The sequence below is a fragment of the Oceaniovalibus guishaninsula JLT2003 genome (assembly GCF_000299575.1).
Lineage (GTDB): Bacteria > Pseudomonadota > Alphaproteobacteria > Rhodobacterales > Rhodobacteraceae > Palleronia > Palleronia guishaninsula.
Genome location: NZ_AMGO01000012.1, coordinates 1 through 12,264, shown reverse-complemented (window position 1 = coordinate 12,264; position 12,264 = coordinate 1). Strand labels below are relative to the sequence as shown.

The following is a 12,264-nucleotide window of genomic DNA, read 5'->3' as shown; positions in this document are numbered from 1 at the left end:
CGCTATCCTTCAGAAGCCCAGCGGTCCGCGCGCCAGGCTAAGCCCCAGCAGCAGACGGAACACGACATAGATGCCCAGCGACGTGCCGATGCCGATGACCGCGCTGGCCACGGGCCGCGATCCCAGCCGCCATGTCAGATATCCCGCCGCCAGCGCCGTCGCGATGACGAAGCCCAGTTCGGGCAGAAGCTGCGCATAAAGCAGCATGACGATCGCCGCGACCGCGATTTCGGCCAGTCGCCCGGCGCGCGGCCAGTCGGGGGCCGGATCGGGCTTGATCAGGAAATAGACCGATGCCAGCGCCATCACCGCGGCGATGATCCAGGGAAACACCTTGGGGCCGACAATGTCACTGAGAAAGCTTTCCTGGATCGTCGCCGCCTGCCATGCGAACAGGATCGCCAGTGCCAGGCCAATGCCGCCGAAGATGCGGTCGCTCATCCGGCTGTCGCTCCGATGACGGATGCCCGGCCCCGACACGTGCCGGGGCCGGGCGCTGCGTTACTGGACAATGCCGATCTCGCGCGAGAGATCCTCGATCTCCTGAATCGATTCCTCGACGAACGCCTCAAACTCTGCGCCTTGCAGGTCCAGCGGGGCCAGACCGTTCGCCTCCATGATCTTCTGCCACTCGTCGCTGTCGTAAAGCGTGTCGATCCGGTCCACCCAGTAATCGTAGGCCGCATCGCTCATCCCGCCGGGGCCGTAGAAGCCGCGCCAGTTGGCGCCGATGGCGTCGATCCCCTGTTCGCGCGCCGTGGGCAGATCAGCGAATTCGCCGCCCAGCCTTTCGGGTGCCAGCAGCGCGATGACGCGGATGTCGCCCGATTCCACGAAACCCTGCGCTTCGGACAGATCGCCCGTGAACCCTTGCAGCGATCCCGCCAGAAGCTGCGTCACCGCCTCGCCGCCGCCCGCGAAGGCGATGTATTTCACCGACCGCACATCGTCGATGCCCGCTTCCTTCGCCGCGATCAGCACCTTCAGATGGTCCCAGCCGCCCACGGCAGACCCGCCGCCGATCGCGACCGAAGCGGGATCTTCCTTGATCGCGTCCATCAGGTCGGGAAGCGTCTGGATGTCGCTGTCGGCGGCGACCGCGATCACGCCGTAATCGGCGCCCACCGCGCCCAGCCAGCGCACCTGGTCGGCGGTATTGCCGGGATAGGCGTTCTGCGCCAGCCGTGTCGCCGTCGCCGACGATGCCGCGACCACCAGATCGTCCTCGGAATTGCGCTTGTTCACCACTTCGGCAAAAGCCACGCCGCCGCCGCCGCCCGACAGGTTCACCACCTGCATCGTCGAGGGGATCAGATCCAGATCCTGCAACGCCTTGCCGACCTGACGGCAGGTGAAGTCCCAGCCGCCGCCCGGATTGGCCGGTGCGATGCATTCGGGCGATTCGGGGGTGAAATCCTGCGCGACGACGGCAATCGGTGCGGTGGCGACGATAACGGCCGCCAGCATCCCGTGCCGGATGGTTCTGAAATTCATGCAACTCTCCCTGTCGATTGGCGGATGGCAAGCGTCCTGCACCGGACGTCCGGCATCATGGATACAGGGACTGCCGCACCTGTCACGGCTTTTCTCGTGCGAATGCCGCGGATGCCCGCCGCTCAGCCCATCCGGTCGGACGCGAAGGCGCCCGGCGAGGCGGGAAACACCACCGTCTTGTCGCCATTGGGCAGAACGCGCCGGTCGGCATATGCGTGAACGGCGCGCGACAGGACCTGCGCCTCGACATCGCGGCCCAGCGCCACAAAATCCTCGGCGCTCTGGGCATGGGTGACGCGCACGGTGTCCTGCTCGATAATCGGCCCCTCGTCCAGATCGGCGGTGACGAAATGCGCGGTCGCCCCGATCAGCTTGACGCCCTTGTCGAACGCCTGCCGATAGGGCACCGCGCCCTTGAAGCTGGGCAGGAACGAATGGTGGATGTTGATCAGCCGCCCCGACATCCGTTGGCACAGCGCGTCCGACAGCACCTGCATATAGCGCGCCAGCACCACCAGATCGGCACCCGCATCGGTGATGACGTCAAGCTGCCGCGCCTCGGCCTCGGCCTTGGTCGCTTTCGTGACGGGGATATGGTGGAACGGCAGGTCGTGCCCCTCGACCGTGCGGGCATAGTCGGTATGATTCGATATCACCGCCACGATCTCGATCGGCAGGGCGCCGATCCGCCAGCGATACAGCAGGTCGTTCAGGCAATGACCGAAGCGCGACACCATGACGACGACGCGCATCCGGTCCTCGGCCCCGTGAAGCGCAAGGTCCAGCCCGGTGCGCGCGCCCGTCTCGGCCAGCTTCGCTGCCAGCGTCGCCCGGTCGGTGCCGGTTTCGCTGCGCACCACCATCCGCAGGAAGAAGCGGCCCGAATCCTCGTCGTTGAACTGCGCGCTGTCCAGAATGTTGCAACCCGCATCGGCAAGGCACGCGGCGACGGCGGCGATCAGGCCGCGCCCCGACGGCCCGGTGCCGGTGACGATCATGTTGTCCATCGGTTCAGCACTCCGGCAGGTTCACGGCAATCCCGCCGGTCGAGGTTTCCTTGTATTTAGTGCTCATGTCATGGCCGGTCTGGCGCATCACCTCGATGCAATTGTCGAGCGGCATGAAATGGCTGCCGTCGCCGCGTAGCGCCAGCGCGGCAGCCGATACCGCCTTGATCGCGCCCAGCGCGTTGCGTTCGATGCAGGGCACCTGCACCAGCCCGCCCGCCGGGTCGCAGGTCATGCCCAGGTGATGCTCCAGCGCGATCTCGGCGGCGTTCTCGATCTGCGCGTTGGTGCCGCCCATCGCGGCGCACAAAGCGCCCGCCGCCATGGCCGACGCGCTGCCGACCTCGCCCTGGCAGCCCACCTCGGCCCCCGAAATCGACGCGTTGGCCTTGATGATGCCGCCGATGGCCGCCGCCGTCAGAACGAAATCGCGGCGCGCATCGTCGGAAATTCCGTCGCAATGGTCCTGCCAGTATCGCAGCACCGCCGGCACCGTGCCCGCCGCCCCGTTCGTGGGCGCGGTGACGACGCGGCCGCCGGCGGCGTTCTCCTCGTTCACGGCCATGGCATAGACGCTCATCCATTCGTTGGCGACATGCGGCATCTGCCGGTTGCTGAACCGTTCCGCCACCAGCTTGTCGTGGATCGCCTTGGCCCGGCGGCGCACCTTCAGGCCGCCGGGCAGGATGCCGTCCTGCGCCAGCCCCCGGTCGATGCAGCCGTTCATCGCGTCGGCCAGAGCGTCCAGTCCCGCATCCAGATCGTCCGCCCCGGCCGCTTCCTCGTTGGCGCGCTTCATCGCCGCAATGGACAGGCCCGATTTTTCGCCCATGCGCAGCATCTCGGCCGCCGTGGCGAACGGATAGGGATAGTGCCGCATGACCTTGTGGTCGTGCAGCGACACCGCTCCCGACTTCGCCTCGCGCTCGGCCAGCAGCTCGGGCTCGGACATCACGAAGCCGCCGCCGACGGAATAGTAGGTCTGCGTCAGGCGCGGGTTGCCGCGTGCGTCGAAGGCGCGGAAGATCATGCCGTTGGCATGCAGCGACAGGGCCAGGTCATAGTCGAAGACCAGATCCCGCGCCGGATCGAAGGCCAGCGGCGGCAGGTCGGGCAGGTCCAGACTGCGCCGTTCGGCCAGCGCGGCCAGCATCCCGTCCCCCGCGTCGGGGTCCATCGTTTCGGGCCGCTGGCCCAGAAGCCCCAGCATCACCGCGCGGTCGGTGGCATGGCCCTTGCCGGTGAAGGCCAGCGATCCGTGCAGCGACACCTGCACCGAGGCGGGCGCGCCCGCGCCGGGAATCGCCTCGGCCTGCCGCAACTCGGACAGGAAGCGATCGGCCGCCACCATCGGCCCCATCGTATGCGACGACGAGGGGCCGATGCCGTGCTTGAAGATCTCGAAGACCGAGATGAACATGACCTAGCCGTAGATCGGAAAGGCGTCGCAGAGCGCCTCCGCCTCGGCGCGCACTTCGGCCTCGACGGCCCCGTCGCCCTCGGGGGTCTTCGACAGCGCCTCGATCACCTGCAGCACCATCTTGCCCACGCGCCGGAACTCGTCCTCGCCGAAACCGCGCGTCGTGCCCGCCGGGGTGCCCAGCCGCACGCCCGAGGTGACGAACGGTTTTTCGGGATCGAACGGGATCGCGTTCTTGTTGCAGGTCAGGCCCGCCCGCTCCAGCGCGATCTCGGCATCCTTGCCGGTGACGCCCATGGGCCGCAGATCGACCAGCACCATATGGCAATCCGTGCCGCCCGACACGATGCCGAGGCCCCCCGCCTTCAGCGTGTCCGACAGCGCCCGCGCATTGGCGATGACCTGCCTGGCATAGTCCTTGAACGACGGGTCCAGCGCCTCGCCGAAGGCGACGGCCTTGGCGGCGATTACATGCATCAGCGGGCCGCCCTGATTGCCGGGGAACACGGCCGAATTGAACTTCTTGGCCAGATCGTCGTCGTTGGTCAGGATGATGCCGCCGCGCGGACCGCGCAGCGTCTTGTGCGTGGTGGACGTGACGACATGGGCATGCGGCACCGGGTCGGGATACTGCCCTGCCGCGATCAAACCCGCATAATGCGCCATGTCCACCATCAGATACGCGCCCACCTCGTCGGCGATGGCGCGGAACCCGGCGAAGTCGATGGGCCGCGTATAGGCCGACGCGCCCGCGATGATCAGCTTGGGCCGTTCGGCCAACGCCCTGTCGCGGACCTTCTTCATGTCGATGAGGTGGCTGTCCTCCTCGACCTCGTAGGACACGACCTCGAACCACTTGCCCGACATCGTCACCGGCGATCCGTGCGTCAGGTGCCCGCCATGGGCCAGCGACATGCCCATGATCTTGTCGCCCGGCTTCAGCAGCGCCAGGAACACCGCCTGGTTGGCTTGCGCGCCCGAATGGGGCTGCACGTTGACATGCGCCGCGCCGAACAGCTGCTTCAGCCGGTCGCGGGCGACGTCCTCGACCACGTCGGCATATTCGCAGCCGCCGTAATAGCGCCGGCCGGGATAGCCTTCGGCGTATTTGTTCGTCAGCACCGACCCCTGGGCGGCCAGAACGTCGCGGCTGACGATGTTCTCGGACGCGATCAGTTCGATCTGGCGCTGCTGGCGGGCCAGTTCGTGGGCGATCGCATCGGCGATGGGCTTGTCCGAAATCGGGTTGGTGATCCGGGCGTCAAGCATGGCATATCCTCTCAAGCGTCGAATGATCCGGCGACCGGGCTGGCCGCGACGGGGCGAAGGGGTCAGAAACCGGCGGCGATTTCCTTGCGGCCGATTTCCAGCAGGCTGCGCACATGTGGCGCAAACGACCGCCAGACGTCCAGACGGAAGCTGTCGGGCCCGTCGCGCCACAGCACGATCTGCGCCGTGTCGAAGACGGTGCGCACCGCGCGCCCCGGTTCCAGCCGCCGCAGGTCGCGCGGGCAACCGATGGTCATCAGCGTCAGCGCCGCCGGACCGGCGACGCGGAACGTGATCTCGCGGTCCGAAATGTCGGTCAGGCTGTGCGGCGCGCCGTCGCGGATCGCCGCCATGTCGCGCACGATGCCGTCGCGTGCCTGTTCGGGCGCCGTCACCAGCCATTCGTCCGGCCCCAGACAGACCAGCGTCCTGTCGCCCGACGCCGCCCGGTCGCCCACGCGGTCCGGCAGATCGACGCCCAGCGCGGCCCCCGCCGCCGCCCGGTCCTTGTCGCGCACCCGCAGCGAAAAGCGCGCGACGGGGGGTATCTCCTCGATGGTCACGGTCGCGCCGTGCAGGTCTCTGTCGTGTAACGTCATCGCCTGTTCTCCTTCAGACCTTCAGCCGCTCGCCTTCGGGATCGTAGAAATTCGTCGAGGTGATCCGCGCCTTGTGCACGCCGTCCGGCATCGGCACATGCACGATCTGCCCGTCCATGTCGCGGCCGCCCTCGATCAGCGCCATGGCGATGGAGCGGCCCAGCGTCGCGCTGCTGTAGGACGACGTGACATGGCCCAGCATCTTCATCGGCTTGGGCTGGTCTGGATCGGCGACGATCTGCGCACCCTCCTCCAGCCGTACCGCGCCGTCCTCGGTCAGCAGACCGACAAGCTGCTTGCGGCCCTTGGCCACCAGATCGGGCCGCCGCAGCGACCGCATGCCGACGAAATCCGTCTTGGCCTTGCCGATGGCCCAGCCCAGATTGGCGTCGTCGGGGGCCACCGTGCCATCGGTATCCTGCCCGACGATGATGAACCCCTTCTCGGCGCGCAGGACGTGCATCGTTTCCGTCCCGTATGGGCAGATGTCGTAGTCGGCCCCCGCCTGCATCAGCGCCTCCCACAGCCTGAGGCCGTGGCGCGCGGGCACGTTGATCTCGAATCCCAGCTCGCCGGTAAAGCTCAGCCGGAACAGCCGCGCCGGGATCCCGGCGACCGTGCATTCGGCCACCGACATGTGCGGCAGCGCCTCGGCCGACATGTCCTGCCCCTCGACCAGCGGCGCCAGAACCTTGCGCGCATCGGGTCCGTTCAGGGCCACGGTCGCCCATTGTTCGGTGGTCGAGGTCAGCCAGACATCCAGGTCGGGCCATTCGGTCTGAAGGTAATCCTCCATCATGGCCAGCACCCGCGCGGCACCGCCCGTGGTGGTGGTGACATGGAACAGATCGTCGCGCAGCCGCCCGATCACCCCGTCGTCGCGGATATAGCCGTCCTCGCCCAGCAACACGCCATAGCGGCAGCGCCCGATGCCCAGCTTGGTCCAAGGGTTTGTATACATGCGGTTCATGAACTCGACCGCATCCGGCCCCGAAACCTCGATCTTGCCCAGGGTCGAGGCGTCGAAGATACCGACCGACCGCCGCGTCGCCAGACATTCGCGCGCGACGGCGGCGTGCATGTCCTCGCCCGCCTGCGGGAAATACCACGCGCGCCGCCACAGCGACACAGGCTCGAACGCCGCGCCATGCGCCTCGGCCCAAGCGTCGATGGGCGTCTTGCGCGTCACCTCGAACTGCCCGCCGCGATGATAGCCCGCGAAGGTGCCGAAGGTGGTCGGCGTATAGGGCGGGCGGAACGTCGTCAGCCCCACCTGCGGCGGCGCCTTGCCCACCGCGTCCGACGCGATCATCAGGCCGTTGACGTTCGACATCTTGCCCTGATCGGTCGCCATGCCGTTCGTCGTGTAGCGCTTCACATGCTCGATCGACCGCATGCCTTCGCGCACGGCCAGCCGGATGTCCTTGGCGGTCACGTCGTTCTGGAAATCGACGAAGGCCCGCGCCCGGTTCGGATCGCCGTCGGTCGGCAGCTCCTTGTGGCTGACGCCGCTGCCGGTGCGGTCGTTGGCGACCAAAACCGCGCTGTCCTGCGCGTCGCGGCCCAAAGCCTCGGCTGCGGCGTTCCCGGCGGCGATCCCGTCGCGCAAAGCCGCCTCGTATCCCCAAAGGCCCCGGCCCGCCCCGGCGATCTGGCACGCCTCGACCGAACGGTCGGGCAGGAACGCCTGCTGCACGTCGTCCCAGCGTAGCGTGCCCTTGGTGTGCGAAAAAAGATGCAGCGACGGCGTCCAGCCGCCGCACATCAGCAGGCAGTCGCAGTCGATGCGGTATCCGCCCTGCACCTTGCCGTCGCGCACAGGGGCCACGCGCACCGATTTTACCCGCAGCCGGCCCCAGGTCGCCGTCACCGTATGCGACGCCAGAACGCGGATGCCCCGGCGCGCCGCGGCCTCGGTCAGATCGGCGCGCACCGAAGCGCGCGTATCCACGATGGCGGCGATGCGCGTGCCCGCATCCGCCAGGTCGAAGGCCGCATGCCAGGCGCTGTCGTGGCTGGTGACGACGACTGCCAGGTCGCCCACCCGCACGCCATAGCGGTTGAGGTATGTCTGCGCCGCCCCCGCCAGCATCACGCCGGGCCGGTCGTTGCCGTCAAAGACCAGCGGCTTTTCCAGCGCGCCCTGCGCCAGCACCACATGACCCGCGCGCACCCGCCACATCCGTTCGCGCGGAGCGTCGTCCGGCAGCGTATCCAGATGGTCGGTCAGCCTTTCGCACAATCCGACCATGTTCTGATGGTAATACCCGATGGCGGTCGTGCGCGTCATCCGCCGCACGCCCAGGCGGTCCAGTTCGTCCAGTTGTGCGGCGATCCAGTCCCAGGCCGGCATCCCGTCGATCCCCACACCGGGATCGGACAGCAGCGCGCCGCCCATCTCGGCATGTTCGTCCACCAGCGTCACCTCCGCCCCCGACCGCGCGGCGGCCAGCGCCGCCGTCAGCCCCGCCGGCCCCGCCCCCACGACCAGCACGTCGGTGTGCAGATAGCGCGACGCATAGCGGTCGGGATCGACGGTGTCGGGCGCCTTGCCCAGACCGGCCGCGGCCCGGATCACCGGCTCATAGACGCGGTCCCAGAAACTGCGCGGCCACATGAACGTCTTGTAATAGAAACCGGCCGAAAACAGCATGTAAAGCCGGTCGTTCACCGCCCCCACGTCGAATTTCAGGCTGGGCAGCCTGTTCTGGCTTTCCACGGTCAGCCCCTGCCGCAATTCCTGCGCGGTGGCGCGGGTGTTCGGCTCGAACCGGCCGCCCTTGGCTCCGCCGTCGCGCGACGTGCCGACCAGGGCGTTCGGTTCTTCGGTGCCCGCGCAGACGGGGCCGCGCGGGCGGTGATACTTGAACGACCTCCCCATCAGATGCACGCCGTTCGCCAGCAGCGCCGACGCGACCGTATCGCCGCGCAGCCCGTCATAGGCCCTGCCGTCGAAGGTGAACCCGACGGGCGCGTCGTGCCGGACGCGGCCCTTTCCCTGAACGCGGAACCGGCTCATTCTGCTGCCTCCTTGATGGTCAGGTCGGGGCGGGCCTGACCCGCCGGATAGGTGGTGATGAACTCGTCGCTGACCGTGTCGCGCAGCGCGTTGAAGAACCGCGCGCAGCCGTGAATGTGCCGCCAGCGTTCGGCATGCGTCCCCTTCACGTTCGACCGGATGAACAGATAGTCGCGCCATTCCTCGTCCGACAGGCTGGCGGGATCCGCCGGCCGGTCGATATGCGCCTCGCCCGCATAGGCGAATTCCAGCTCGGGCAGCGTCTCGTCGCAATAGGGGCAATGGATCAGCAGCATGGCGTTCGTCTCCCTAATGCGCGACGGCGGCGGCGGCGGCCTCGTCGATCAGCCGCCCGGTGGTGAAGCGCTCCAGCGTGAAGGGCGCGTTGATCGGATGCGGCTCGTCCTTGGCGACGGTCCAGGCCAGCGTATGCGCGGCCCCCGGCGTCGCCTTGAAGCCGCCCGTGCCCCAGCCGCAATTGACATACAGGTTCTTCACCGGCGTCTTGCCGACGATGGCCGAGCGGTCCGGCGTCACGTCCACGATGCCGCCCCATTTGCGCAGCATCCGCATCCGATTGAAGATCGGGAACACCTCGCAGATGGCCGCCAGCGTATGCTCGATCAACGGCAGGCCGCCGCGCTGCGAATAGCTGACATATTGGTCCGTCCCCGACCCGATCACCAGCTCGCCCTTGTCGGACTGGCTCATATAGGCGTGGACCGCGTTCGACATGACCACGCAGGGGAAGCAGGGCTTCACCGGCTCGCTGACCAGCGCCTGCAACGGATAGCTTTCCAGCGGCAGCCGCACGCCGGCGCTTTGCATCACCACCGAGGTGTGCCCGGCCGCCGACACGGCGACCTTCTTCGCGCGGATGAACCCCTTGGCGGTGTCCACACCCTCGACCGCGCCCGAGGCGTCGCGGCGGATCGCGATGACGGGGCAGTTCTGGATGATGTCCACCCCCCGCGCTGCCGCCGCCCGCGCATAACCCCAGGCCACCGCATCGTGGCGCGCGGTGCCCGCGCGCATCTGCAACGCCGCGCCCATCACCGGATAGCGCGCATCCCTGGAAATGTTCAGCGGCGGACAGAACCGCTTGGCCTCCTCGGGGGTCAGCCAGCGGTTGTCGACGCCGTTCAGGCGGTTGGAATGGACATGGCGCTGGAAGCTCTGCACGTCATGGACGTTATGCGCCAGCATCATCACGCCCCGGCGCGAGAACATGACGTTGTAGTTCAGATCCTGGCTCAGCCCCTCCCACAGATCCAGCGCGTGATCGTACATCTTCGCGCTTTCGTCATAGAGGTAGTTCGACCGGATGATCGTGGTGTTGCGTCCGGTATTGCCGCCGCCCAGCCAGCCCTTGTCGATCACCGCGACATTGGTGATGCCGTGTTCCTTGGCCAGATAATACGCGGCACCCAGCCCGTGACCGCCGGCGCCGACGATGACGACATCGTATTCCTTCTTCGGCGCGGCGTCGGGCCATTGTTCGCGCCAGCCCTTGTGGCCGTTCAGCGCGTTCTTCAGCAGCGACATGGCGGAAAAGTGGGTCATGGCACGATCCTGACAAAGAAATCCGGGGGCAGCGCATCGCTTGCGGCGTCGATTCCCGGTTGACCCATCATGCCTGAAATCGAATCGCTGGATACTGGATGGATGCGCCGCAGCCGTGGTATGATCGCGACATGCCGCAACCGCCCAGCCCCCCCACCGCCCCGCGCCTGCGAATCGGCTTCCTGCTGGCGCGCCGTTTCACGCTGTCGGCCTTCGCCAACTTCGTTGACGTGCTGCGCCTTGCCGCCGACGAAGGCGACCGCTCGCGCCCCATCCGCTGCACGTGGCGGGTGCTGTCGTTTTCCCCCGACCCCGTCCGGTCCAGTTGCGGCATCGCCGTCAGCCCCGACGAGGCGCAGGGCGATCCCGCGCGCTTCGACTATATCGTCGTCGTCGGCGGCCTGGTCGAGGAGACCGAGCGTCTCGATCCCCGGACGGCCGCCTTCCTGCACCGCGCGGCCGGGGCCGGCGTGCCGCTGGTCGGCGTCTGCACCGGCGCGTTCATCCTGCACCGCGCCGGGCTGATGAACGGTTATCGCTGTTGCGTCAGCTGGTTCCACCACGACGACTTTCTCGAACGGTTCGAGGGGCTGCGCCCCGTGGCCGACCGCATCTTCGTCGTGGACCGCAACCGGCTGACCTGTTCTGGCGGAGCCAGCGCCGCCCATCTCGCCGCCTTCCTGGTCGAGCGGCATATCGGCCGCGCCGCCGCGCAGAAAAGCCTGCACATCCTGATCATCGACGCGGCGATGGCCGCCGACGACCCGCAGCCGGGCCTGCCGCTGGAACTGAAGGCGACCGATCCGCTGGTCAGGCGCGCGCTGCTGACGCTGCAACAGAACATGGACGCGCCGCCCGATGTAGGCGAAATCGCCGCCCGCCTTCAGGTCAGCCGGCGCCAGCTCGAAAGGCGGTTCGAGGCGTCTCTGGGCCTCTCGCCCGCCGACGCGTTCCTCAAGGTGCGGCTGGCGCAGGCCCGCCTGCTGCTGGCGCGGCCCGACCGCACCGTCGCCCGCATCGCCGCCGAGACGGGCTTTTGCGACGCCTCGCACCTGACCCGCGCCTTCCGCCGCGAAACCGGCACCACACCGAACGCATGGCGAAAGCAGATCGACCTCGCGGCGGGACAGCTCGGAGGCTGAACGCGAAACGGCGCCGGGGGGTGAACCCGGCGCCGCTTTAGGCCTCGATTCTGAAACGTCAGACCGTCTGGCCCACGGGCCGCGGCGTCCGCCGGGTGGCAAGGCTGACGGCGACATAGCACAGGCTCGACACCAGGCATCCCGTCAGCGGCCCGACGACCCAGCCCGCATTCGTCCACAGCAGCATCGCGCCCGACACGACGAACCCGCTGGTCATGCCCGCCAGCGCGCCCCAGCCGTTGCCGCACCAGAACGATGCCACGAAGACGGGGCCGACCAGCGCCGCCAGAAGCGTTCCGGTCCCCAGGATGCCCAGCCACGACAGCAGGAAGGGCGGCGCATAAAGCATCATCACCAGCCCCAGCGCCCCGAAGACGACGACCGCCGCCCGGTTCAGGAACAATACCGTCGCCGCGTTCTCGTGCCGGGGAAACAGCGCCCGCCGCAGATCGTGCGACGCCGCCGACGCCACCGTATGCAGAAGCGAATTCGCCGTCGATTGCATGGCGAACAGGATGCACAGCGTCACGAAACCGCCCAGCGCCGGGTGCAGATAGGTCTGCAAATAGACCGGCATCGCCTGATCGGCCTGCGCCAGTTCCGGCATCCGCACCCGCATGTAAAGCCCCACCACCGGGATCAGCGACAGGATGCAGGCGAAGGGCGCGACATACATCGCGACCGTCGAGAACCGCACATCGGGCCGGAATGCCAGAAAACGCACCGCCATATAGGGCAAAACCGCCGAGAA

Annotated in this window: 11 protein-coding genes; 1 reads left to right on the top strand and 10 read right to left on the bottom strand. The window is 67.8% G+C overall.

The window, feature by feature from the left end:
• Nucleotides 1-9: 9 nt before the first annotated feature.
• From OCGS_RS04485 to OCGS_RS04445, 9 genes are all read right to left on the bottom strand, one after another.
• Nucleotides 10-441, bottom strand: a complete 432-nt coding sequence (locus OCGS_RS04485) for a tripartite tricarboxylate transporter TctB family protein (protein ID WP_007426046.1) — start codon at nucleotides 439-441, stop codon at nucleotides 10-12.
• Between the two features lie 60 nt (nucleotides 442-501).
• Entirely contained in the window at nucleotides 502-1,494 is a 993-nt protein-coding gene (locus OCGS_RS04480; RefSeq protein WP_007426045.1) for a Bug family tripartite tricarboxylate transporter substrate binding protein, read from the bottom strand.
• A gap of 122 nt (nucleotides 1,495-1,616) precedes the next feature.
• Entirely contained in the window at nucleotides 1,617-2,501 is an 885-nt protein-coding gene (gene purU, locus OCGS_RS04475; RefSeq protein ID WP_007426044.1) for a formyltetrahydrofolate deformylase, read from the bottom strand.
• Between the two features lie 4 nt (nucleotides 2,502-2,505).
• Complete coding sequence (locus OCGS_RS04470; RefSeq protein ID WP_007426043.1) at nucleotides 2,506-3,921, bottom strand: L-serine ammonia-lyase; 1,416 nt, start codon at nucleotides 3,919-3,921, stop codon at nucleotides 2,506-2,508.
• A gap of 3 nt (nucleotides 3,922-3,924) precedes the next feature.
• Nucleotides 3,925-5,190 (bottom strand): serine hydroxymethyltransferase, encoded by a 1,266-nt coding sequence (glyA, locus tag OCGS_RS04465; protein ID WP_007426042.1) that lies wholly within the window; start codon nucleotides 5,188-5,190, stop codon nucleotides 3,925-3,927.
• Nucleotides 5,191-5,252: 62 nt separating this feature from the next.
• Nucleotides 5,253-5,789, bottom strand: a complete 537-nt coding sequence (locus OCGS_RS04460; protein ID WP_007426041.1) for a sarcosine oxidase subunit gamma — start codon at nucleotides 5,787-5,789, stop codon at nucleotides 5,253-5,255.
• A gap of 13 nt (nucleotides 5,790-5,802) precedes the next feature.
• Entirely contained in the window at nucleotides 5,803-8,808 is a 3,006-nt protein-coding gene (locus tag OCGS_RS04455; RefSeq protein WP_007426040.1) for a sarcosine oxidase subunit alpha, read from the bottom strand.
• Nucleotides 8,805-9,104 (bottom strand): sarcosine oxidase subunit delta, encoded by a 300-nt coding sequence (locus tag OCGS_RS04450; RefSeq protein ID WP_007426039.1) that lies wholly within the window; start codon nucleotides 9,102-9,104, stop codon nucleotides 8,805-8,807. The genes OCGS_RS04455 and OCGS_RS04450 overlap by 4 nt, the downstream gene beginning before the upstream one ends.
• A 13-nt stretch (nucleotides 9,105-9,117) precedes the next feature.
• On the bottom strand, nucleotides 9,118-10,371 hold the full coding sequence (locus OCGS_RS04445; protein WP_007426038.1) for a sarcosine oxidase subunit beta family protein: 1,254 nt from the start codon (nucleotides 10,369-10,371) through the stop codon (nucleotides 9,118-9,120).
• A 98-nt stretch (nucleotides 10,372-10,469) separates the two neighbouring features.
• Here OCGS_RS04445 and OCGS_RS04440 point away from each other — a divergent pair, with 98 nt between their 5' ends.
• The gene (locus OCGS_RS04440; RefSeq protein ID WP_007426037.1) at nucleotides 10,470-11,513 is read left to right on the top strand and encodes a GlxA family transcriptional regulator; all 1,044 of its coding nucleotides are present in this window, start codon (nucleotides 10,470-10,472) and stop codon (nucleotides 11,511-11,513) included.
• A 58-nt stretch (nucleotides 11,514-11,571) separates the two neighbouring features.
• Here OCGS_RS04440 and OCGS_RS04435 read toward each other — a convergent pair.
• Nucleotides 11,572-12,264, bottom strand: a 693-nt coding sequence (locus OCGS_RS04435) for a sodium:solute symporter family transporter (RefSeq protein WP_040610529.1), incomplete at its 5' end; no start/stop codon positions are given.

What these genes read in the sequence shown, in the direction of transcription:
- purU (WP_007426044.1), bottom strand. Translation starts at nt 2,501, where the DNA reads ATGGACAACATGATCGTCACCGGCACCGGGCCGTCGGGGCGCGGCCTG.
- OCGS_RS04440 (WP_007426037.1), top strand. Translation starts at nt 10,470, where the DNA reads ATGGATGCGCCGCAGCCGTGGTATGATCGCGACATGCCGCAACCGCCC.
- OCGS_RS04480 (WP_007426045.1), bottom strand. Translation starts at nt 1,494, where the DNA reads ATGAATTTCAGAACCATCCGGCACGGGATGCTGGCGGCCGTTATCGTC.
- OCGS_RS04460 (WP_007426041.1), bottom strand. Translation starts at nt 5,789, where the DNA reads ATGACGTTACACGACAGAGACCTGCACGGCGCGACCGTGACCATCGAG.
- OCGS_RS04450 (WP_007426039.1), bottom strand. Translation starts at nt 9,104, where the DNA reads ATGCTGCTGATCCATTGCCCCTATTGCGACGAGACGCTGCCCGAGCTG.
- glyA (WP_007426042.1), bottom strand. Translation starts at nt 5,190, where the DNA reads ATGCTTGACGCCCGGATCACCAACCCGATTTCGGACAAGCCCATCGCC.
- OCGS_RS04485 (WP_007426046.1), bottom strand. Translation starts at nt 441, where the DNA reads ATGAGCGACCGCATCTTCGGCGGCATTGGCCTGGCACTGGCGATCCTG.
- OCGS_RS04445 (WP_007426038.1), bottom strand. Translation starts at nt 10,371, where the DNA reads ATGACCCACTTTTCCGCCATGTCGCTGCTGAAGAACGCGCTGAACGGC.
- OCGS_RS04455 (WP_007426040.1), bottom strand. Translation starts at nt 8,808, where the DNA reads ATGAGCCGGTTCCGCGTTCAGGGAAAGGGCCGCGTCCGGCACGACGCG.
- OCGS_RS04470 (WP_007426043.1), bottom strand. Translation starts at nt 3,921, where the DNA reads ATGTTCATCTCGGTCTTCGAGATCTTCAAGCACGGCATCGGCCCCTCG.